We start from the raw sequence: 20,282 nt of genomic DNA, 5'->3' as shown, positions 1-20,282 counted from the left end.
AGCAGCGCCCACGAGGAGGTGTTGGAGACGGGCGCCTTGCCGGTGGAGGCGATCTTGGCCACGTACGACGACCCCTTCGTGAGGACCACGTCGAGGGGCGCGTAGGTGGTTGTGGCAGACCAGGCGCCGCGATTTCGGTAGCCCTTGCCCCAGGTAATGGTTCGCTCGGCGGTGGTGCAGCGCTTGCCACCCTGGTAGTCGATGACGCGGGTCGCACCACTGGTCTTGTTCACGCACGCGGTGTAAGTCGATGTCGTCGTCGACGGGATTGCGGCGATCGCGGCGCCGCCGCCCACGACGGCGGCCGTCACCACGACGCCTGCTACGAAGCCGATCAAGCCTCTGCGCCGCCCGAGCGTCGAACGACTGGACATGCCTCGCCTCGTTCCCCGCCGTCTGTCGTGCCCGGACTGGGCCCCTCCCTGGACGGCGTTGGCACGCTAGCAGCCGGGCACGGGCTTTCCGCTGGGTATGGGGAACGCGGTCGCGCGGCACGACAGACGGCGGGGATTCGAGCACCCCGCGTCTGACGACGCAACCACTACGAGATGAGTGATCGTTCGGGTCCAGCCGTGCCTTTTCTCGTGCCATCTCTTCGTACCATTTCCGGCCTGTTCGGACCCCTCCGAGGCCGAAATCCGTTGGTGCGCTTGCACTCACGACATGCCCGAGCACGATCCGGGGCGCGCTACGGATCAGAAGGTCAGAGGTTCGAGCCCTCTCGGGCGCGCGTTGTTTGAGACAGCAGCACGACGAAGCCGATCCGCCGACGGGCTGGGTCGGCTTCGTTGTTTGCTCAGGTCACGGGCCGCAGCACGTGCGATGTGGGGGCGTGAACGACCCCACCGATGGGGCGCGGGTGCATGCGCCGGTTTGGATCGCGGAAGCCGATCGGCCGGTCGACCGCATACCAGTGGCGCGCTACAGGAACAGGTTCCCGACAGCGCTGACCACGAAGTACGCCGCGATGCAGCCGTTGACCACGAGGGCAAGGATGGCCCGTCCGCCACCACCAGAGCGCCGCGCGAGGACCGCGAGCACGACGCCCGCGACCGGGGCGGACAGGAACGTCAGCAGCACCGCGAACCACGCGAGCCATCCCTCAAGTCCTGCCGAGGTCAGCAGCGCGCCCTCCGGTGTTCCCGTGGCGGCCATCAGCACGGCTCCGAGGACGAAGGCAAGGACCGCGCTGACCACAGAGGCAGGGATCATCGCCAGCGACCACCAGGTAAGGGTGGTGGAGCGTCGGCGTGGCTGGCTCTGGTGCCGCGTCGGTGTGGCCCCAGCCGGCATGGCAGGTGTCGTCATCGAACTCACCTCCCGTGAATCCGGGTTGCACCATCAGTGTCCCACCCGCGCTGGCGCCATGAGCACTCCACTGCCGCCTCTCGTCGATGCGAGAGAGGGCCGGAGGGGTACCGCCACGAGTGGACTGTCGACGTGCATTCCCTCGACGACCCGCGGTCGATCGGCTTGCTTCGTCTCACGGAGCCCCCGATGCCCTCGGCCCGATGCACGCCGTCGACCGACACCTCCAGCTCGCCGGCGGCAGGCCCGGTCAGCACCGAGCCGTCGACGTCCACGAGCCGGACCTGCCCGCACGGTGCAGCGGCGGTGACCTCTGTCAGCACGACGACGGTACGACGGTCGCCGCGGCCACGGTGCCGCACGCGCTGGCTGAGGAGAGTCGTTCCCGTCAGCCCCACGAGCAAGGGGCGCCGCAGCACTGCCGAGACCGTCAGGAGCAGGAACCATGTCCACACTCTTCGGAACCCGTCGCACACGTGAGTCCTCGCAGGCCGGCCTCGTCGTCTCCCAGCCCTGACCGCCGGCAGAGGATCAGCGCCCGCGCAGCACTCCAACGATGTCCGACAGCACGCCGTACGCCGTCTCACGGGGCGTGAGGCCGTGCCCGACGACGGTGATCCCGGGCATGAGGTCGCCGTCGAAGTGGACGGCCAGGTCGTCGCCGCCGACGCGCACGAACGGGTCGCGGGCATCGAGCCGCTCCGGGGCGACGCGCGCGTGCACGACGCCGTCGACGGACTCGATCTCGGCCACGAGGCGGATCGGCGTGCCGGCGGAAGCGGCGTCGCGCGCCTCGACCGGGTCGAGGTCCCGGATGCCCGTCACGGCGATGTCGGTCAGCCGGAGGTCGGCACCCATGAGCACGTTCGCGATCGCGATCACCTTCACCGCCGCGTCGTGTCCGTCGACGTCGAGGCTCGGGTCCGCCTCTGCGATCCCCCGGCGCTGCGCCTCGGCCACGCCGTCGGCGTACGTGCCGCCCGCCTCGATGGTCTCGAGGATCACCGTCGTCGTGCCGTTGACCATCCCGCGGAAGCGGTGCGGCCGGTCCAGCGGCAGCGACTCGCGGTAGAGGTTGTAGATCGGCAGGCAGTCGGCGGTGGCGGCCTCGAACCGGAACCGCACGCCGTGGGCATCGGCGAGGGCCGTCAGCTCGCGATACGCGTGCACCACCGGCCCCTTGTTGGCGGTGACCCCGTGGATGCCGCGGCCCAGCGCCTCGCGCAGGAAGCCCGTGGCCGGCTCCCCGGAGTCGAGGTCGACGACGCTCGCCTCGACGAGGACGTCGGCCCGGCTGTGCTCCAGCCAGGCGCCGACCTCCCGCACGTCATAGGGCCGACCGCCTGAGGCAGCTCCGCGCGCGAGCTCGGCCAGGTCGAGACCGTCGGCAGCGTCGACGAGGCCGAGCGTCCGCGTCATGACGCCGGTGATGCGCAGATCGACGCCGAGCTCGGCCACGATCTGCTCGTGCCGCTCGGCCACCAGGACCGCCAGCGCCCGGCCGACGCTCCCCAGCCCGACGAGGGCGATGCGGCGTACGACGGGCTGGTCGGTTGAGGGATCCACGCCGCGATCATGCCGGTCGCGGGCGCGCGGCCGCGCGCCACCGTGCAGGTGGCCGAATTGCATCCCCTGCGCAGTCGGGCATGGTGGAGGCATGACCGCGTCGGACCTCAGCCCCGCCTCCGAGCCGCTGCAGGTCCCGCAGGCCAACGTGCCGCTCGTCGCCCGCATGTTCCGCACGCTCCTGTCGGGCGACCCGAATGGCACGCCTCCGTGGGTGGCACGCATCGCGACCGGCGACGCCGACTGCCTCGTCGAGCCCGACGGCCCCTCGTGGGTCGTGCACGGCTCCCTCAGCACCCTGGTCGGCGGCGTGCGCGCGCTCATGATGCAGGCGCTGCAGCCGGGCGCGGTCACCGGCGTCGCCGAGCACTCGGCGTACCGCACCGACACCATCGGGCGGCTCCGGCGTACGACGCAGTGGCTCGTGATCACGACTTTCGCCGACGTCGCCACCGCGCAGGCGACGGCCGCCGCAGTGCGCAGCATGCACGAGCGCGTCACGGGCACCGGCCCGGACGGCCGGCCCTACTCCGCGTCCGACCCGGATCTGCTGCGCTGGGTGCACGACGCGTTCACCGACTCCTTCCTCACCGCGCACCTCGCGCTCGGCAGCCGCGAGATCCCGGGCGGTCCCGACGCGTACGTGGCCGAGTGGGCGGCCTCGGCCGAGCTGCTCGGCGCGACCGACCTCCCTCAGACGCAGGCCGAGCTCCGCGCGCAGCTCGACGAGTACCGCGCCGACCCCGGCTTCGGCCGCGCCCCCGCCACCGAGGACGTCGCCGCGTTCCTGCGCGCACCGAACCTGCCGATCGCCTACCGCGCGCCCTACCGCGTGCTCGCACTCGCGGCTGCCGCCACGCTCGACCCGGCCGACGCCGCTCTGCTCGGCCTGCCGCAGCGCCCGGGAGCGGTGAGGGCCGCCCGCGGCATGATCGACATCCTCATGTGGGCTCTGTCGTCGACCTCGCCAGCCGAGCGGGCCGCCCGCATGCGGCTCGGCCTGCAGCAGCCCGGTTGAGCGTGGCGTACGTCACGACGAGCCCCTCCCAGCACGAGGAACGGGCCTCCCACGCCCTGACCGTGGAACGCACGCAGACATCCCAGCGTCCCTATCCGTCGTGGGCATCCTGGGGCAGAGCACGGGCGCAGGCGCTGCCTCCGGGGGCCCGTACAATCGGCCGGTGACCCAAGGGACCCTCCCTGCCGACGCGGCAGGTACCGCCGCGGCCGCCGAAGGGTCCCCTTCTCCCGCCCCCGCTCACCGCGTGCGGGCCGACATCCAGGGCCTGCGCGCGATCGCGGTGACCTCGGTCGTCATCTTCCACTTCTGGCCGTCGCTCCTGCCGGGCGGCTTCACCGGCGTCGACGTCTTCTTCGTCGTCTCCGGCTTCCTCATCACGGGCAAGATCCTGCGCGACGTCACGAAGTACGGCGCCGGCGCGTTCGCCGCAAGGTTCTGGGCCGCACGCATCCGCCGCATCATGCCCGCCGCCACCGTGGTGCTCGTGTTCGTGCTCATCGCGTCCTGGTTCCTCGTGCCGGTGTCGCAGTGGTTCGACCTCGGGCGGCACGTCCTGGCCTCGGCGGTGTCGCTGGAGAACTGGATGCTGGCGGCGCAGGCCGTCGACTACGGCGCTGAGGGCGCGACCCCCACGGCGGTGCAGCACTACTGGTCCCTGTCGGTCGAGGAGCAGTTCTACGTCTTCTGGCCGCTCCTGCTGCTCGTCGGCGCCCTGATCACGAAGCGCTTCGGCGGGCGCGGGCGGCTGGGCGGGCGCGGCATCACCGGGCTCATCATGGGCCTGGTGCTCGTGTCGAGCCTCGTCTACTCGCTCTACATCACGGTGGCCAACCCGGGCCCGGCGTACTTCGTCACCCCCGCCCGCATCTGGCAGCTGGCGGCAGGCGGGCTCGTCGCCCTCGTGGCGGTCCGCGGTCTGCGCGTGGCCCCATGGGTCGGGCTCGTGCTCATCGGCGTCGGCATGGTCGTCATCACGGTCGACACCCCCTACCCCGGGTACGCCGCCCTCCTGCCGACCGTGGGCACGTGCCTCGTGCTCCTCGGCGGGCCGACCGGCCGGTTCTCGTTCGACCGCCTCGCCGGGCCTCGCCCGATCCAGCACCTCGGCGACATCTCCTACTCGGTCTACCTCTGGCACTGGCCGCTGCTGATCTTCGCGCCGCTGGCACTCGGCCGCGCCCTCAGCACCGGCGAGCTCCTGCTGCTGCTGGTCGTGATGCTGGGCTTCTCGGAGCTGAGCTATCGCCTCGTCGAGCAGCCGTTCCGCCGTGGCTCGCTGCTGCGCACCACGGCGCGCGCCTGGGCCGTAGGTGCGGTCGCCGTCGCCGTCGTCGTGGGCGCCTCGGTCGCGTTCTCGAACGCCGGCGCGACCCGGGTGGCCGCAGCCACCGAGGAGTTCGAGCAGGAGACCAAGACGCCGGGCAGCTGCTTCGGCGCGTCAGCCCTCGACCACGACTGCGCCAACCCGTTCGCGCCGGTGAGCCAGGCTGCCGCGCTCGCCGGCCACAACGACCTGCCGATCGCGTCGCGCAAGCCGCGGTGCTCGGACGACCTCGGCCCGTTCAGCACCATCATCTGCGAGTACGGCGATCCCAACGGCCAGAAGACGCTCCTGCTCTGGGGCAACTCGCACGCCGCCGCCTGGAGCGACGCGTTCGACGCGGTGGGCAAGGATCTCGACATGAAGGTGATCGTCGCCGCGCGGGCCGGGTGCCCCGCGTCGATGGAGCCGCCGCCGCCGAACGAGCTGCGCGAGACCACGGCCGAGGAGCTGGCCGGCTGCAAGCAGCGCAACGCGTGGGTCGTATCGACGCTCGTCCCGCAGGCCGACCTCGTCGTCATGGCCGACCTCCGTGCCGGGTACGCCGACGGCTCACGACCGCTCGACGGCTACGTCGACGCGATCTCGCGCGTGCGCGCAGCCGGCAAGCCGCTCATCTGGCTCAGCGACGTACCGCTCACCGACGGCGTCGTGAGCCGGCGCGACGGGCCGGAGTGCCTCCAGCAGCACGGCCAGTGCTCGAACCCGGTGAGCCGCGCGCTCCTCGCCCAGGTGGTGACCGCCGAGATGGAGAGGCGGGTCCCCGACCTCAAGACGATCGACATCGCGAGCCGGTTCTGCGACGAGACGCAGTGCTACTTCGCGGTCGGCGGCGTCTCGGTCTACTTCGACGGGCTGCACCTCTCGGGCACGTACTCCCGCACCCTCGGCCCGTGGCTGGCGCGCGAGATCACGGCCTGCCTGAAGGACAGCACCGCCTGCGTCCAGGCGAGCTGACGCACCGGTAGCCCGGAGCCGAGGCTCCGGCCTCCCCGCAGGCTCTACGCCGGACGGCTCCCGCGCGGGACCGACGAGACGCGCACCCACGACAGCAGACCGCCGCGGTACGCCGGCGCGATCGCCGACGGGAGCACCTTGCGCGCCAGTCGCCTGGCGTCGCGGGGGCCACGGCGCGAGACCGGGCCGCCGTCCTCGAGCTCGAGGTCGAGCTGGACGGGCGTGTCCTTGGCGGTGGCCGTGAACGCGAGCGTGACCTCGACGCGCCCGGTGCCTCCGCTGCGCCAGCGGACGACCTGCACCGGCCCGCCGTTCGCCTGCGCCCGCAGGCTCAGCGAGTCGGCCAGGGCCCGGCGGTCGGTCGGGGTGAAGGCGAGGGTGATGGCCACCTGATCGCCGGGCTCGGCACGCACCACCGTGCCGATGGCCGCGCGCGTGGAGGTCATCCAGACACCGCTGCTGTCACGCAGGTCGAAGCCCTCGAGCGCGAAGAATGTGTTGAGGCGCAGCCCGGTCCAGTTGCGGAGGTCGAAGCGCTGCCCCGGGCTCACCGACGTGGACGCCAGCCGCGCCACCTGGTCGTGCGGGAACGTGCTGAGGTAGCCCTCAATGTCGAAGGTCGGGAGGGGCATCGGCTCGGAGGCCATGGCGTCCTCGAGCGACTCGAACCGCTTCACGTCCCTGCGGCCGGTGCCGTAGTAGTAGTCGTAGTACTTGAGCTCGTTCTCCCCGCCGACCGGCGCCAGCCAGTACGCCGGGATGCCCATCGCCTCGGCGAAGATCACGCCGTGCAGCGAGCTCGAGAAGACGCGGTCGGCGCCCTTGATCGCACGCATCATGTCCAGCGGCGTGCAGTCGACCGAGACGAAGGACTCGGAATACGCCGGGAGACGGCGACGCATCTCGAGGTCGTCGTGGTAGTGCGGGATGATCCGGTCGCCGCCGCGCGAGGGGCTCTTCGCGAGCTCTGCGGCGTACAGGTGCGGGAAGAGCACACCCGGGTCGAAGGTGTGCGTGACGCGGTCGGTGTTCACGCCGGACTGCTGCAGGTACTCGAGCGAGAGCGGGCCGCGCACGGCGCGCACATCGAGGTCGATGCCCTCGGGCAGCGGGTCCTTCTCGCCCTTGACGCCCGAGCCCCAGACGACGTCGCCGTCGTGCGCACGGTGGAGCACCGAGCCGATCGCGAGCAGACGCGGCTCCCCGGGGAGGGCGGTGCGGGCCTGGACGCCGGAGAGCTGCTCGGCGATCTGACGTGAGGCGATGTCGCCGAAGTTGCCCGTCGCGAACCGTCGGCCGCCGACGAAGGTGTCGAAGAGCCGACCCTTCGCGTCGAACCAGAAGACCGGCAGCTGGCGGCCGTCGGTCTTCACCGCGGGCGCGCGCCGGAGCCGCGACAGGGTGACGTCCTCGGCGCCCAGGGTGTACGACGTCGACACCTTCGGCCCGAAGCTGCTGGCGAACGCGGCGGCGGGCACCACCGCGATCGCGCACTCCTCGTCGTTGAGCCCGTAGGCCACGATCCACTCGTCACCGTGACGCACCAGGCCGCGCGGGTAGATGACCTCGTGGACGTTCGGGTTCAGCTTGTCGTGCTTGAACTCGGCACCGGCGGCGTTCGGCAGGTCGAACGGCGCCTTGGACATGCGGCGCACGCGGAAGGGCGCCGTGGCCTCGAACTCCACGAGCACACCGCGGTAGACCCGGCCCTCGGGGAGCGAGAAGCTCGAGTGCGCCATGGTGACGAAGGTGTCGCCGACGCGCACCGGCTGCGAGCCGCCGTGCACCACACCGAAGATCCGCTCGTACTCGGTGGGGAAGTCGCTCGTGTACGCCGGGGTCGCGACGAGGGTCGGCTCGGTCGTGTCCAGGTCGACGCGCAGCACGCGGTGGGGGCGGTAGGTGTAGCTCAGGTACACCTCGCCGTCGGACTCGAACAGGGCCCAGTTCTTCTCGACCTCGCGGCGGTCGGCCGTCGTCAGCTCGCGAGCCGGTGCCGCGACGTGCTGGCCGTCGTCGGTCATCTCGGCGAGGAACTGGTGGTTGAACGGGCGCGTGTTGCCGTCGTTCCAGAGGAGGTAGAGGCGCCCCTTGAGGCGCAGGAACATGGGATCGGCGTGCCACTCCCGCGAGCGCTCGGGGAGGTGCGGGTCGGCGAAGGTGATCTCGTCGGAGAGAGCAACGACGCTGCCGGGCACGAGCGCGAGGTCGCTGTCGAGCCGTGCGGTGGCGATACGACGGTGGTCGGAGTCGACCTGGACGACGCGGTAGGCGATCACGTAGCCGCCATCGATCTCGGCGATCGTCGGGTTGAACGCGCGAGCGTCACCACCCGATCGCCATGCCTCCGGAGTCAGGTCGGTGGCGTCGTACTCAATCAATCTCATGGTGCGCCCAGACTACCCGGCGCCCCAGCACCGATCGAAACCGTGAGCACGGGCGGAGCCGCCGAGCCGCTGCTAGGTTCCGGCTCGGAGGCCCCCATGAACCCGGTGCTCGCTTTCGTCGTCGTCATGGCCGTGTGGACGGTCAGCGACCTCGTCGCCAAGAAGACGAAGTCGCTGCTGTCGTCGCTGTTCGTCGCGTCGATGATCTTCCTGGTCGGCTTCCTGACCGGGATCTTCCCCGAGGACCTGCTGCAGGCGTCATCGCTGCTCGCCCTGGCGGGCGTGGTGGTCGGGTTCATCATCGTGCACCTCGGCACGATGATCAGCCTCGACGACTTCATCAAGCAGTGGAAGACGTTCCTCGTCGGCGTCGCGACGGTCCTCGGCATCGGCATCATGCTGTACGTCGCCGCCCTCCTCTTCGGCGGCCGCATCAGCGGCGCCGCCGAGGACGGCTACGCGCAGGCCCTCGACTTCGTCATCGCCGGCACGGGCTCGCTCAGCGGCGGTGCGATCTCGGTGCTCATCATCCAGGAGGCTGCGCTCGGCGTCGGGCTCACGAGCATCGCGATCTTCCCCGTGCTCATCGCCGCCCTGCAGGGCCTCATCGGCTTCCCGCTCACCTCGATCATCCTCAAGCGCGAGGCGAACCGGCTGAAGGGCGAGTACCGCGCCGGCAACCTCGTCGTGCCCGAGGAGGCGACGGAGGACGGCGGCGAACCCAGGACGATCCTGCCTCCCGCCCTGCGCACCACCGCGGGCACGCTGCTCGTCGTCGGCATCGCTGTGCTCGTCAGCCTCGGCATCAACAACCTCACGAACGGCACGCTCAACACGTTCGTCGTCGCCCTGGTCCTGGGCGTCGCGCTGCGAACCCTCGGCGTCTTCAAGCCGTCGGTGCTCGGCGGCATCGACTCCCTCGGGCTCATGATGATCGCGATCATGATCCTGGTGTTCGGTCCGCTGGCCACGATCCAGCCGTCCGACGTCACCGAGCTCGCGCTCCCGCTGCTGCTCGCCTTCACCTTCGGCCTCGTCGGCATCGCCGGCTTCTCGGCGCTGGTCGGCAAGACGCTCGGCTACAGCGTCCCGATGTCGGTCGCGATCGGGCTCACGAGCCTCTACGGCTTCCCCGGCACGATGATCCTGTCGCAGGAGGCAGCGCGCGGAGCCGGCGAGACCCCCGAGGAGGTCGCGGCCATCGAGGGCCAGATCCTGCCCAAGATGATCGTCGCCGGCTTCTCGACCGTCACCATCACCTCGGTCGTGATCACGAGCATCATCGCCGGACGCATCGGCGGGTAGCCGCTCCCCGTCAGGGGATGTCGAGGAGCACGCGTCCGAACGGCCCGCTCTCCTGCAGCTGGTGCGCCGCGGCGATGTCCTCGAGCGCGAACCGGGTGATCGGAGGGAGGGTCAGCGCCCGATCGTCCAGCGCGCGCTCGACCACACCCGACGCCAGCTCGAGGGCCTCGCGGTCGAGGTTGTAGAGAAGGATGAAGCGGAAGGACAGGCTCTTCAGCAACGACGGACGCACGGGCAGCACCGCCTCACCGCCATCGGTGGCGAAGACGACGACGACCGCGTCCTGGGCGCAGACCTCGGTGTCGATCGCGGCGTTGGCCGCCAAGGACACCTCGACCACACGGTGCACACCGGCTGAGAACCCGCGCACCGCGGCGACGACGTCCTCGGTCCGGTAGTCGACGACGAGGTCCGCACCTGCGGTCCTCGCGACCTCGGCCTTGGCCTCGCTGCTCACCGTGGTGATCACCCGCGCACCGGCCCACCGGCCGAGCTCGATCCCGCATCGGCCCACCGCGCCGGCGCCGCCGTGCACCAGTACGTCGCGGCCCTCGACCGACCCGTCGGCCGTGAGGGCGTACGCCGCCGTCACGGCAGGCACGCCGAGGGTGGCGCCGAGCAGCGGATCGGTGTCGGGCGGCAGCCGCCGCGCCTTCCACTCAGGGACGACGCACCACTGGGCCGCCGTCCCCCACGCGTTGCCGTGGGCGGACATCATCAGCCAGACCTGCTCGCCGATCCGTCCCGGATCCACACCCGGTCCGACCGCGTCGATGGTGCCGGCGCCGTCGTGGTGGGGCACCTGGAAGCCGTCGATCGGCCAGGTCATGATCCCCGCGCGGTTCTTCACGTCCGTGGGGTTGATGCCCGACACCGCGACCCGGACGCGCACCTCACCCGGTCCGGGGTCCGGGCGCGCGACCTCGACGACCTCGAGCACCTCGGCAGCCGGGCCGGTTCCGCGGTAGAGCGCTGCGAGCATCGTGCCGTCGGGCATCGTTCCTCCTCGGTCGTGGCCACGAGCCGGTCCGGTGGAGGGGTCTGGCCGCCAGCCAACGATGGCGCCTGCCGGCTCGTCGGTCACACGTCCCCTGCGTACAGGAGGGGGCGGGATCTTCGTCTCGTCGGGACATGCCATCCGAGCGGCGCGATCGTGATCCTGAGTGCGTGCGGAGCGCTCCTGCGTCGCCGGGCGCCTCGGCTGCCTCGACGCTCGTCCCCCGGTGCGCCGGGCCGCGCTCCCGCACGCGACGAGGCGGTCCCGGACGATGAAGAAGCCGCTGGGGTCCTACGCCCCCGAGCTGGTCGAGGCCGGGTTCGCCCTCGAGGTGGACGACGCCCCGCTGCTGCACCACTGGCTCAACGTGGCCGACCTCGCGCACGTCGTCGTGCTGCGCGAGCAGGGCCTGGTGCCCGCGGCGGCGGCGGCCCGGCTCGTCGACGTGCTGGTGGAGGCCGACGCCGTGCCGGCCGAGGCGTTCGGCTACGACCCCGTCAACGGCGAGCTCTACAACTGCCGCGAGCGACGCTTCGCGCAGCAGATCGGCGAGGATGCGGGCTGGCTGCACGTGGCGCGCACGCGACGAGAGGCCGTGCGCGTCGCGGTGCGGCTGAGACTGCGCCAGGACGTGCTCGACCTCGTCGAGGCGGCAGCCGGATTCTGTGCCGCCACGAGCGAGGCCGCGGGGCGCTACGCCACCACGTACCTTGCCGACCAGACCTATCTGCAGCACGCCCAGCCCTCGACCTTCGGCCACTACCTGCTGGCGTTCGTGCCGCCGGTCGAGCGCGACCTCCAGCGGCTCCTCGCCGAGCTGGACCTGCTCGGAGGCAGCCCGGCCGGGGTGGGCAGCACGAACGGTGGCCGCCTCGGCTACGACCGCGGCCGCGCCGCCGAGCTGCTCGGCTTCGACCGGGTGCTCGAGCACACCCGCGATGCGATGTGGCAGACGGACGGTCTCGTCGCTGCGGTCTCCGCCGCGACGAGCCTCGTGGTCTCGCTCAGCAAGCTGGCGGAGGACCTCGAGATCTGGGCCAGCGACGAGTTCGCCTGGGTCGAGCTGGCCGACGGCCACGCCCGCAGCAGCGTGATGATGCCGCAGAAGCGCAACCCCTATGCGCTCGGCATGGTCCGCGCCCATGCCGGCGTCCTCATCGGGAGGCTCACGGGTCTGCTGGCCACGAGCCGAACCCCGTCGGCCCGCAGCGACGGGCTCATCGTGGCGTACGGCGAGGTGCCGCGGGCCCTGTCGAGGGCCACGTTGGCGACCCGGCTCATGACCGGCGTGGTCGGCGGGCTGCGCGCAGACGAGGCCGCCATGAGCCGCGCGCTGAACGCGTCGTTCACGCAGGCCACCGACATCGCGGAGCACGTGATGAGCACGCGCGGCCTCGACTATCGCAGCGCCTACGAGGTCGTCGCGCACGCCGTGCGCGCGACGGCCGCCGACGGCGGGACGGGCCGCGACATCACCGCCGCGCGCCTCGACGCCGCTGCCACCGCGGTGCTCGGCGCACCCCTCGGCATCGCGCCCGAGGAGCTCGCGGACGTGGTCGACCCGGTCTCGATCGTGGCCACGCGCACCGGCATCGGCGGTGCCGCCCCCGCCACCGTCGGCGACATGGCCGACCGCTTCGGCCGTGCGGCCGCGGACCGGCTCGCGGCGGCCCAGGACCAGCGTTCGCGGCTGGCGACCGTCGAGGTCGAGCTGGTCCGCATCGCCCGCGACGGTGCGCAGGCCACCCCCCAGACCGCCGGGACGACCGGCACACCCGAACACCCCGTGCACGACCCGGACCGGAAGGACTGAGCCCGTGGACATCCGCCACCAGCACCCGAACCTTGGCGAGTGGATCGAACTGATCGACGACGCGATGACCGACCCGTCGTCGGAGCCGATCCTCAACCTCGTCGACGACGGCAGCGAGGTCGAGTACGACGCGATCTTCATCGGCGGCGGCGCCGGGGGGCGCTTCGGCGCGGCGTACATGAAGGCGATGGGCGGACGCCCGCTGATCATCGACGCGTGGCCGTTCCTCGGCGGCTCGTGCCCGCACCAGGCCTGCGTGCCGCACCACCTGTTCTCCGAGGCCGCCGAGGAGCTCGACCGGATGCGGTGGTTCTCCGACGAGCTCTTCTTCCCCAAGTTCGACGCCGACCGGGCCCGCATCCTCGACCTCATCAACCTGTTCCGCGCCGGACGCGGCTCGGCGCACGCGTTCATGAACTGGCAGACCAAGGAGCAGCTCGACGTCGAGTACGTGCTCAACGCGCACGCCACGATCGTCGACGCGACGACCGTCACCGCTGCGGGTCGCACGTTCAAGGCCCGCAACCTCGTCCTGGGCATGGGCGCACGTCCGGTGTGGCCCGACATCCCCGGTCTCGATCTGGCGGGCGTGCACGACTTCGTGACCCTGGTCGAGGAGCTCGACTACGAGCCGAAGACCTGCGTCATCATCGGCGGCAGCAAGGTGGCGATGGAGTACGGCGCCTTCTTCCACGCGACCGGCTGCACGACCACGATCGTGTCGCGCTCCCCGCTCATGCGCACCAAGAGCCTCCACCACATCGACGAGGACCTGCGCCAGTACGTCGTCGGCGGCATGCGCAAGCGCGGCATGACGATCCTCGAGGGCACCCACCCCGTCCAGGTCAACGGGGAGGACGGCCACGTCACGAGCGTCACGGTTCGCCTCGAGACCGGCGAGGAGGTCGACCTCCCGACCGACTTCGTCTTCCTCGGCACGGGCGAGCGTCCGCTGGTGCAGCAGGCGCAGGAGGCCCTCGGGATCCAGGTGAACGACGTCGGCCGCGTCGTGGTCAACCACCGGATGCAGTCGTCGGTGCCGGGCGTCTACGCGATCGGCGACATGATCGACGGGCCGATGGAGATGTTCAAGGCGCGCAAGAGCGGCGTCACCGCAGCGCGCAACATCATGGGCGAGGACCTCGAGTTCGACTTCACGGAGTACCCGGACTCGCTGCACACGACGTACGAGGTCTCGTGGGTCGGGCTCACCGAGGCCGAGGCCCGCGAGGTCTACGACGACGTCATCATCATCCAGATGCCGCCGACCGTGAAGGACCTCGACACCGAGAACCTGCCGCTGCCCTGCGCCGAGGGGACGATGCTCTACGCGTTCAGCAAGCCGGAGCTGTCGGGCTTCCAGAAGCTCGTCGTCGACGGCGACAGCCGCAAGGTGCTCGGCGCCCACCACGTCGGGTACGGCGCCAAGGACGCGTTCCAGTACCTCGACTACCTGATCCACCGTCCTGAAGGGCTCACCATCGACACACTGGGGTGGATGAACGAGCTGTTCCTCAACCCCGAGCACTTCGTCCAGCTGTCGCGCCTGCGGGCGGGGAACGCCAACCTCCGCAACCTCTAGGAGCCCTCGTGATCCCCACGCCTGCACCGAACACCCGGGCGAACCCCTACCGCGGGCTGTCGGTCCAGGAGGTCGACTTCCCGCTGACCGAGGAGGCCGTGCTCGACTACCTCCTCGGCCGCGAGGTGTACCGGCGCACCGACTACCTCGCGCTGCGGTCCCACGGCGCCACGGCGCTCGTAGCCGTGCGCAAGGAGAGCCTGGAGCCGCTGTTCTCGCCCGTGGTCGAGGCCCGGCTGCTCGCCGGACCGGACGAGACGGCCTGGGTCGAGAGCCCGGAGACCGACGTCGGCAACGCGACGTCGCTGGCTGCCGCAGCGGTCCCCGGTGCTCGGGTGACCGTGGTGCTCGGCCGGTTCGAGCACGTCAACTTCCTCTGGGAGCCCGCCCCCATCACGGTCAGGGTCACCGAGGTCGTGCCGCCCTACCCGCCCAAGCTCTTCGCGCAGGCGCAGCAGGTGATCGCCTACGACGAGGACCTGCCACCGGTGAACCTCGTGCTCGACGCCGTCGACGTGCACGACCTCGCGGCGGCCAACCCCGCTGCCGGGTACCTCCTGCCGTGCCGCGGTTCGGGCACCGAGCTCGGCGCTCCCGTCTCGTTCCTCGACACCCGGCCGGCAGAGCGCGGCGACTGGACCCTCATCGGCTGCGAGCGCTCGCTGCAGTTCCACCGGCACTTCTACGGCGACGAGCCGCCGCGCGTCGAGCTCTGCCCCCGCAAGCGCGCCGAGGCCGAGCCCGCGGCACCGGGCGAGCTCACCCTCTCGAAGTGCTGCCTCATCGAACGCGGGCTGGAGGTCGACGCCACCCGCGCGGTCGTGCCCTGGGGCACGAACCTGGACGAGGTGCGCGAGGGTCTGCGGCACATGCTGCTGCCGCTGGCGCCCGAGGCCGTGCAGGGCGTCTCGCCCTCGGCTGCGGGCCCGTCGACCGTCGACCCCGTGCTGGAGGGGGGCCGCCGATGACGGCGCTGCCCCCGGACTCCGCCGTCTACCGTCACCTCTGGTCGACCGACGAGGTCCGGGCCCTGCTCGACGACGAGGGGCGCACGGCGCGGTGGCTCGACATCCTCGTGGCGCTCGCGCGGGCGCAGGCCGCGCACGGGATCGTCCCGGCCGAGGCGGCCGAGGAGATCGCCCGGCACGCACGCGTGGAGCTGCTCGACCTCGAGCGGGTGGCCGCCGAGACCCGGGCCACCGGGCACTCCACGCTCGGGCTGATCCGCGTGCTGCGCGACGTCCTGCCGCCGTCGTGCGCGGAGTGGGTCTACGTCGGCCCCACCGTCCAGGATGTGACCGACACCTGGTTCGCGCTCGTCATGCGCGACGTCCTCGACATCGTCGAGCGCGACGTCGCCCGTTGCCGCGACGCCGCCGTCGCCCTCGCACGCCGGCACCGCGACACCCTGATGTGCGGGCGCACCCACGGCCAGCCGGGCCTGCCGATCACCTTCGGCTACAAGGCCGCCGTCTGGGTGGGAGAGCTCGACCGCCACCTCGTCCGGCTGGCCGAGGCACGCCCGCGCCTGCAGGTCGCGCAGCTCGGAGGTGCCCTCGGAACCCTCGAGTTCTGGGGCGAGCAGGGCCCGGGGCTCCTCGACGACTTCGCCTACCAGCTCGGGCTCGGCGTGCCGGACATGCCGTGGCTCACGGCCCGGGACCGGCTTGCGGAGTTCGCGACGCTCCTCGCCATGGTCACGGGGACTCTCGGCAAGATCGGCAACGAGATCTACGAGCTGCAGCGGCCGGAGATCGGTGAGCTGGCCGAGCCGTTCACCCCGGGCCAGGTCGGCAGCATCACCATGCCGCACAAGCGGAACCCCGAGCTGGCCGAGCACCTCGACACGCTGGCGCGCTGCGTCCGTGCGGACGCCGGCACCGCGCTCGAGGGGCTCGTGGCGCTGCACGAGCGCGACGGACGTGGGTGGAAGGCGGAGTGGCTCTGGCTGCCGGAAGCCTGTCTCCTCACCGGCGCTGCGCTCTCGTTCGCCGGACGCCTGCTCGAGGGGCTGCAGGTGAACGAGCCCCGCATGCGCGCCAACCTCGACGCGCAGCGCGGGTATCCCATGTCCGAGCCGGTCATGCGGCTCCTCGCGGGTCGCCTCGGCAAGCACGTCGCGCACGAGCAGGTGTACGCCGCGACGATGGCCGGCGTCGAGCAGCAGGTGGATCTTGCGACGGCGCTGCGGCAGGCGGGTCTCGTCGGGCCGTCCGGGCTGTCGGAGGAGGATCTCGCCGCCGCGCTCGACCCTCGGGCCGCGCTGGGCGCCACGGGTGCGTTCGTCGATCGGGTCCTCGCGCCGCACGCCGCGACGGGGTGACCATGGCCGATCTCGCGGACGTCGCCCGAGTCCGGCTCGCGACCCTCCCCACCCCGCTGCATCCGGCCCCCCGGCTGTCCGACCGGATCGGCGTCGAGGTCTGGTTCAAGCGGGACGACCTGACGGGCCTCGGTCTCGGCGGCAACAAGGTGCGCGGTCTGGAGTACCTGCTCGCCGACGCGTTGGCGCAGGGCTGCGACCATCTCGTCACGGCCGGGGGGCCGCAGAGCAACTGGGCGATGCTCGCCGCGCTCGCGGCGCGCACGCGCGGCCTCGGCTCCACCCTCGTGAGCTTCGGCGACCCGCCCCGCGAGGGCCCCGTGGGCAATCACGCGCTCGCGCTGCTCGCCGGTGCGCGCCTGCACTTCACCGGCGACAACGACCGCGCCTCCGCCGATCGCGGCGTCGACGACATGTGCGAGCGGCTTCGGGCCGAAGGCCTCACCCCGTACGGCGTGCACCGCGGTGGGGCCACCGGGCTCGGCGCCCTGGGCTACGTGCAGGCCACGGCGGAGATCGACGCGCAGGTGCGCGAGGCCGGGCTGCAGCCGCGACAGCTGTGGCTCGCCACGGGTTCGTGCGGCACCCAGGCGGGCCTGGTCGCGGGCCGGGCCTGGCTGGCGCTCGACCACGAGGTCGTGGGGGTCACGGTCAGCCGTCCGGCGACGGAGTGCGCGGAGCGCGTCAGGCGGATCGCCGCCGACGCCTGCGCGCTGATCGACGTACCGTCGGACGACCTGCAGGTCAACATCGTCGACGGCTTCCTCGGCCCCGCCAAGGGAGTCCGCTCACCCGAGGGTGACGAGGCCGCAGAGCTCGTGGCCCGCACCGAGGGCGTGTTCCTCGACCCGGTGTTCGCGGCCAAGGCCATGGCCGGCCTGCTGGCCCGGGCGCGCGACGGCGCCGTCGAAGGCCCGGTGGTGTTCCTCGTGAGCGGTGGCGCACCGACCCTGTTCACCGTCTGAGCCGACGGTCGCGCACGGGCCCGTCAGCCGCCCGGATCAGGCGGTCGCCGGCCTCGCGTGGGTGAGGTGGGTCGCCTTGTCCGACCGGATGCCGGGTGAGGTCGGTCCCTGGTCGAGGGGGACGTCGGGCAGCAGGTCGAGGGTGTCGGACCGCAGGCCGAGGCGCAGGGTCTCGAGAGCGATCACCTCGTCGGTCGGGATGTTGCCGAGGTTGGCGACCGCGCCGAGCCGGCGCACGAACCACGCCTGCTGGTCCTTGCGCGGTGCCTCGAAGATCACGAGCCCGGGCGGGAGCGCGGTCACGATCGCCTCGACCAGCTCGGCCCGCACCTCGCCGTTGGGCTCGTAGAGGCCGACGGTGCCGCTCTCGCGCGCCTCCGCGATCAGCAACGACGCACCCGCCTCGAGATCGCCGGACATCTCCTCGACCCAGGCGTCGGCGACGACATCGACGCCGGGATCCTTGGAGCCGCACTCGGAGAGCACGGTGAACTCCTGCGCCAGCCGGCGGATGAGCTCGCGCTTGTGCGACGCCTCCATGCCGAGGGCACCGTTGGAGACCTCGACGTGGGTGATCCCGAGCCGGTGCATCCACCGCGCGTAGTCCTCGACGCGGCCCTGCCGGTCGCAGATCTCCAGGAGCGTGCCGCCCGGGCACATGTGCACCCCGGCCGCGCGCGCGACGCGGACCTTCGCCTTGACGCCGTCCGACACGTACGCCGTGCCCCACCCCAGCTTGATGATGTCGACCGAGTCGCCCGCCGCTGCCAGCAGCGACTCGAGGCCGACCATCGAGAGGCCCTTGTCGAGCACGTGCGTGAGGCCGTCGACGCGCGGCTTGTGGGACCGAGGAGGGAGCGAGAGGAACCCTGGACCGATCTGCGTCGACACGCGTCCTCCTCCGACCCCGGTGCGGCGGCTGCCCGAGGTGCAGCCGCGTCGCGGCAGGGCGAGTATCACGCGCTCCCCTGCCCAGGTGTCCTGGCCCAGCAGGACGAAATCCGCGCCGGACTCTGGCCCGTGCGCACGCGGCTGACGCATGCCTGTGCGGTCTACGTTCCGGTCGGACGGTCACCTCGAACGGGAGCTCCTGCTCACCCTCCGGACCGTCAGCCCCACCCCAGTCGCCCGAGACGCCCGAGCGGCGGTCCGGCAAAGACCGAGGAGTGCATGCAATGAGAGTCGGAGACCAGGAGATCCTCATCCCGACGTCGATGGTCGGGAACTACCCCAACCCGCGGTGGTGGGACGCAGGCCCCGCCCGCGACTGGCGCGGTGACCAGGAGCCGCCGGACGCCTTCATCCGCGAGGCGTTCGAGGACGCCATCTCGTCGATCGCGCACGACCAGGAGAGCGCCGGGCTGGACATCATCTCGGACGGTCGTCTGCACGGCGACAACTACGCGGACGCAGCGGTCTACTACTACATGAAGCGGCTGGGGTACGACCTCAAGGGCGGCCACCTCGGGTTCCCCATCTACAGCCGACTGCACGCCGGCACCGTGACGCAGGAGATCAAGCGCCGCGGCGGGATCATGGTCGAGCAGGCCCGCGCGCTGAAGAAGGCGACGAACAAGCCGACCAAGATCCAGTACACGGGCATCCAGGTGCTGGCCCAGTGCACCAACGACCTGTACTACGACAACCCGCGCGACCGGGCGATGGCGATGGCCGCGGCGATCAACGAGGACATCCTCGAGGTCGACGCGATGGGCATCGACTTCATCCAGCTCGACGAGTTCACCTGGCCCTACTTCTACGAGGACTGGGCGATCGAGGCGTTCAACCGCGCCGTCCAGGGCGTCAAGAACGCGCAGATCATCGTGCACGTCTGCTGGGGCAACTGGGGCGGTACGCCGGCGTACTACCCGGACGAGACGGCGGAGTCGGGCGAGATCTTCGACCTCACCCAGCGCAAGGGCGCGGCCCCCACGGCGACCTCGTCCGTGGTGCCGAAGTCCTACGAGGCGAACATCAACGTCCTCAACCTCGAGAACTGCGGGCGCCGCTCGGACGACCTCTCCGGACTCGACGTGCTCAAGGAGCACCCGCTCCCGGACAACGTGATGTTCTGGGCCGGCGTGATCGACGTGAAGTCGACGATCACCGAGACGGCCGAGGAGGTCTGCGACCGCATCATGCGCCTGGCGGAGTACGTGCCGCCGGAGCGCCTGGGCGTCACGACCGACTGCGGTCTGATCCTGCTCCAGCGCTACATCGCCATCGACAAGCTGCACGCGCTGGCGGCCGGCACCGAGCTCGCCCGCAAGAAGCTCGGCGGCTGATTGGGATGGCGGTCTGGACGCTGAGCTGCCCCGCCTGCGGGCACGCGTTCCGCTCCCTCGTCATGGAGGGTGCACGCGTGCCGTCGGTGTGGATCTGCTCGGCGTGCGGAAGCCGTGATGCGGCACCCATCGACGTCCAGGAGGGCGGCCCGTTCACCACGGGCGGTTCCACCTGCGGCTGCGGGTGCGGCTGACGAGCTCCACGAACACGACTGCGGCGGGTGTCCTTCGACACCCGCCGCAGTCGTGTGCCCGGCACCAGACAGGAAGGACCCACTGTCCCCGGGCGACAGGGATTCGCCCGACCTTGGGTGGTCCAGGACGTAGTGACCGAGCCACCGCACTCCTAGCGTTCGGCGCATGTCGGAGCGGATGGTCGTCATCGGCGGAGGCGCGGCCGGTATGTCGGCCGCGTCGGCCGCGCGTCGCACGAACCCGTCGCTGGACGTGGT

The 20,282-nt window shown here is 71.5% G+C and carries 14 protein-coding genes and 1 pseudogene; 9 read left to right on the top strand and 6 right to left on the bottom strand.

Annotated elements, in window-relative coordinates:
- The 3 genes and pseudogenes from ACFQGU_RS16950 to ACFQGU_RS16940 form a co-directional block, all read right to left on the bottom strand.
- Positions 1–374 (bottom strand): annotated as a pseudogene (locus ACFQGU_RS16950) (hypothetical protein); the annotation flags it as partial.
- A 547-nt stretch (positions 375–921) separates the two neighbouring features.
- Positions 922–1,308: a hypothetical protein gene (locus tag ACFQGU_RS16945; RefSeq protein WP_386768880.1), complete on the bottom strand. Its 387-nt coding sequence runs from the start codon at positions 1,306–1,308 to the stop codon at positions 922–924.
- A gap of 531 nt (positions 1,309–1,839) precedes the next feature.
- Entirely contained in the window at positions 1,840–2,874 is a 1,035-nt protein-coding gene (locus ACFQGU_RS16940) for a homoserine dehydrogenase (RefSeq protein WP_386768879.1), read from the bottom strand.
- Positions 2,875–2,965: 91 nt separating this feature from the next.
- Between ACFQGU_RS16940 and ACFQGU_RS16935 the strand changes: the two genes are divergently transcribed.
- Together ACFQGU_RS16935 and ACFQGU_RS16930 are read left to right on the top strand one after the other, a co-directional pair.
- The gene (locus ACFQGU_RS16935) at positions 2,966–3,892 is read left to right on the top strand and encodes an oxygenase MpaB family protein (protein WP_386768878.1); all 927 of its coding nucleotides are present in this window, start codon (positions 2,966–2,968) and stop codon (positions 3,890–3,892) included.
- Positions 3,893–4,139: 247 nt separating this feature from the next.
- Complete coding sequence (locus ACFQGU_RS16930; protein WP_386768877.1) at positions 4,140–6,173, top strand: acyltransferase family protein; 2,034 nt, start codon at positions 4,140–4,142, stop codon at positions 6,171–6,173.
- A gap of 44 nt (positions 6,174–6,217) precedes the next feature.
- Here ACFQGU_RS16930 and ACFQGU_RS16925 read toward each other — a convergent pair whose 3' ends face one another.
- On the bottom strand, positions 6,218–8,560 hold the full coding sequence (locus ACFQGU_RS16925) for a polysaccharide pyruvyl transferase family protein (RefSeq protein ID WP_386768876.1): 2,343 nt from the start codon (positions 8,558–8,560) through the stop codon (positions 6,218–6,220).
- Between the two features lie 42 nt (positions 8,561–8,602).
- Here ACFQGU_RS16925 and ACFQGU_RS16920 point away from each other — a divergent pair, with 42 nt between their 5' ends.
- Positions 8,603–9,865, top strand: a complete 1,263-nt coding sequence (locus ACFQGU_RS16920; RefSeq protein ID WP_386768875.1) for a hypothetical protein — start codon at positions 8,603–8,605, stop codon at positions 9,863–9,865.
- Positions 9,866–9,875: 10 nt separating this feature from the next.
- Here the strand turns inward: ACFQGU_RS16920 and ACFQGU_RS16915 are convergent, their stop codons facing one another.
- Positions 9,876–10,862 carry an NADPH:quinone reductase gene (locus tag ACFQGU_RS16915; RefSeq protein WP_386768874.1) on the bottom strand — a complete coding sequence of 329 codons (987 nt, stop codon included), beginning with the start codon at positions 10,860–10,862 and terminating at the stop codon, positions 9,876–9,878.
- Between the two features lie 271 nt (positions 10,863–11,133).
- Between ACFQGU_RS16915 and ACFQGU_RS16910 the strand changes: the two genes are divergently transcribed.
- From ACFQGU_RS16910 to ACFQGU_RS16890, 5 genes are read left to right on the top strand one after another with little or no spacing between them, the layout of a single operon-like run.
- Positions 11,134–12,675: a lyase family protein gene (locus ACFQGU_RS16910; protein ID WP_386768873.1), complete on the top strand. Its 1,542-nt coding sequence runs from the start codon at positions 11,134–11,136 to the stop codon at positions 12,673–12,675.
- Positions 12,676–12,679: 4 nt separating this feature from the next.
- On the top strand, positions 12,680–14,257 hold the full coding sequence (locus ACFQGU_RS16905; RefSeq protein WP_386768872.1) for an FAD-dependent oxidoreductase: 1,578 nt from the start codon (positions 12,680–12,682) through the stop codon (positions 14,255–14,257).
- A gap of 8 nt (positions 14,258–14,265) precedes the next feature.
- Positions 14,266–15,225 carry a DUF7714 family protein gene (locus tag ACFQGU_RS16900; protein ID WP_386768871.1) on the top strand — a complete coding sequence of 320 codons (960 nt, stop codon included), beginning with the start codon at positions 14,266–14,268 and terminating at the stop codon, positions 15,223–15,225.
- Entirely contained in the window at positions 15,222–16,580 is a 1,359-nt protein-coding gene (locus tag ACFQGU_RS16895; RefSeq protein ID WP_386768870.1) for a class-II fumarase/aspartase family protein, read from the top strand. The genes ACFQGU_RS16900 and ACFQGU_RS16895 overlap by 4 nt, the downstream gene beginning before the upstream one ends.
- 2 nt (positions 16,581–16,582) lie before the next feature.
- A complete protein-coding gene (locus tag ACFQGU_RS16890) occupies positions 16,583–17,545 on the top strand; it encodes a 1-aminocyclopropane-1-carboxylate deaminase/D-cysteine desulfhydrase (RefSeq protein WP_386768869.1) in 963 nt (320 codons plus the stop codon).
- Between the two features lie 36 nt (positions 17,546–17,581).
- Here the strand turns inward: ACFQGU_RS16890 and ACFQGU_RS16885 are convergent, their stop codons facing one another.
- The gene (locus ACFQGU_RS16885) at positions 17,582–18,436 is read right to left on the bottom strand and encodes a phosphosulfolactate synthase (protein WP_386768868.1); all 855 of its coding nucleotides are present in this window, start codon (positions 18,434–18,436) and stop codon (positions 17,582–17,584) included.
- A gap of 284 nt (positions 18,437–18,720) precedes the next feature.
- Between ACFQGU_RS16885 and ACFQGU_RS16880 the strand changes: the two genes are divergently transcribed.
- A complete protein-coding gene (locus ACFQGU_RS16880; RefSeq protein WP_386768867.1) occupies positions 18,721–19,830 on the top strand; it encodes a cobalamin-independent methionine synthase II family protein in 1,110 nt (369 codons plus the stop codon).
- Positions 19,831–20,282 lie beyond the last annotated feature (452 nt).

It is taken from the genome of Longivirga aurantiaca, from assembly GCF_042660085.1.
GTDB lineage: Bacteria > Actinomycetota > Actinomycetes > S36-B12 > CAIYMF01 > Longivirga > Longivirga aurantiaca.
This window is presented reverse-complemented; position numbering and strand designations above follow the sequence as displayed.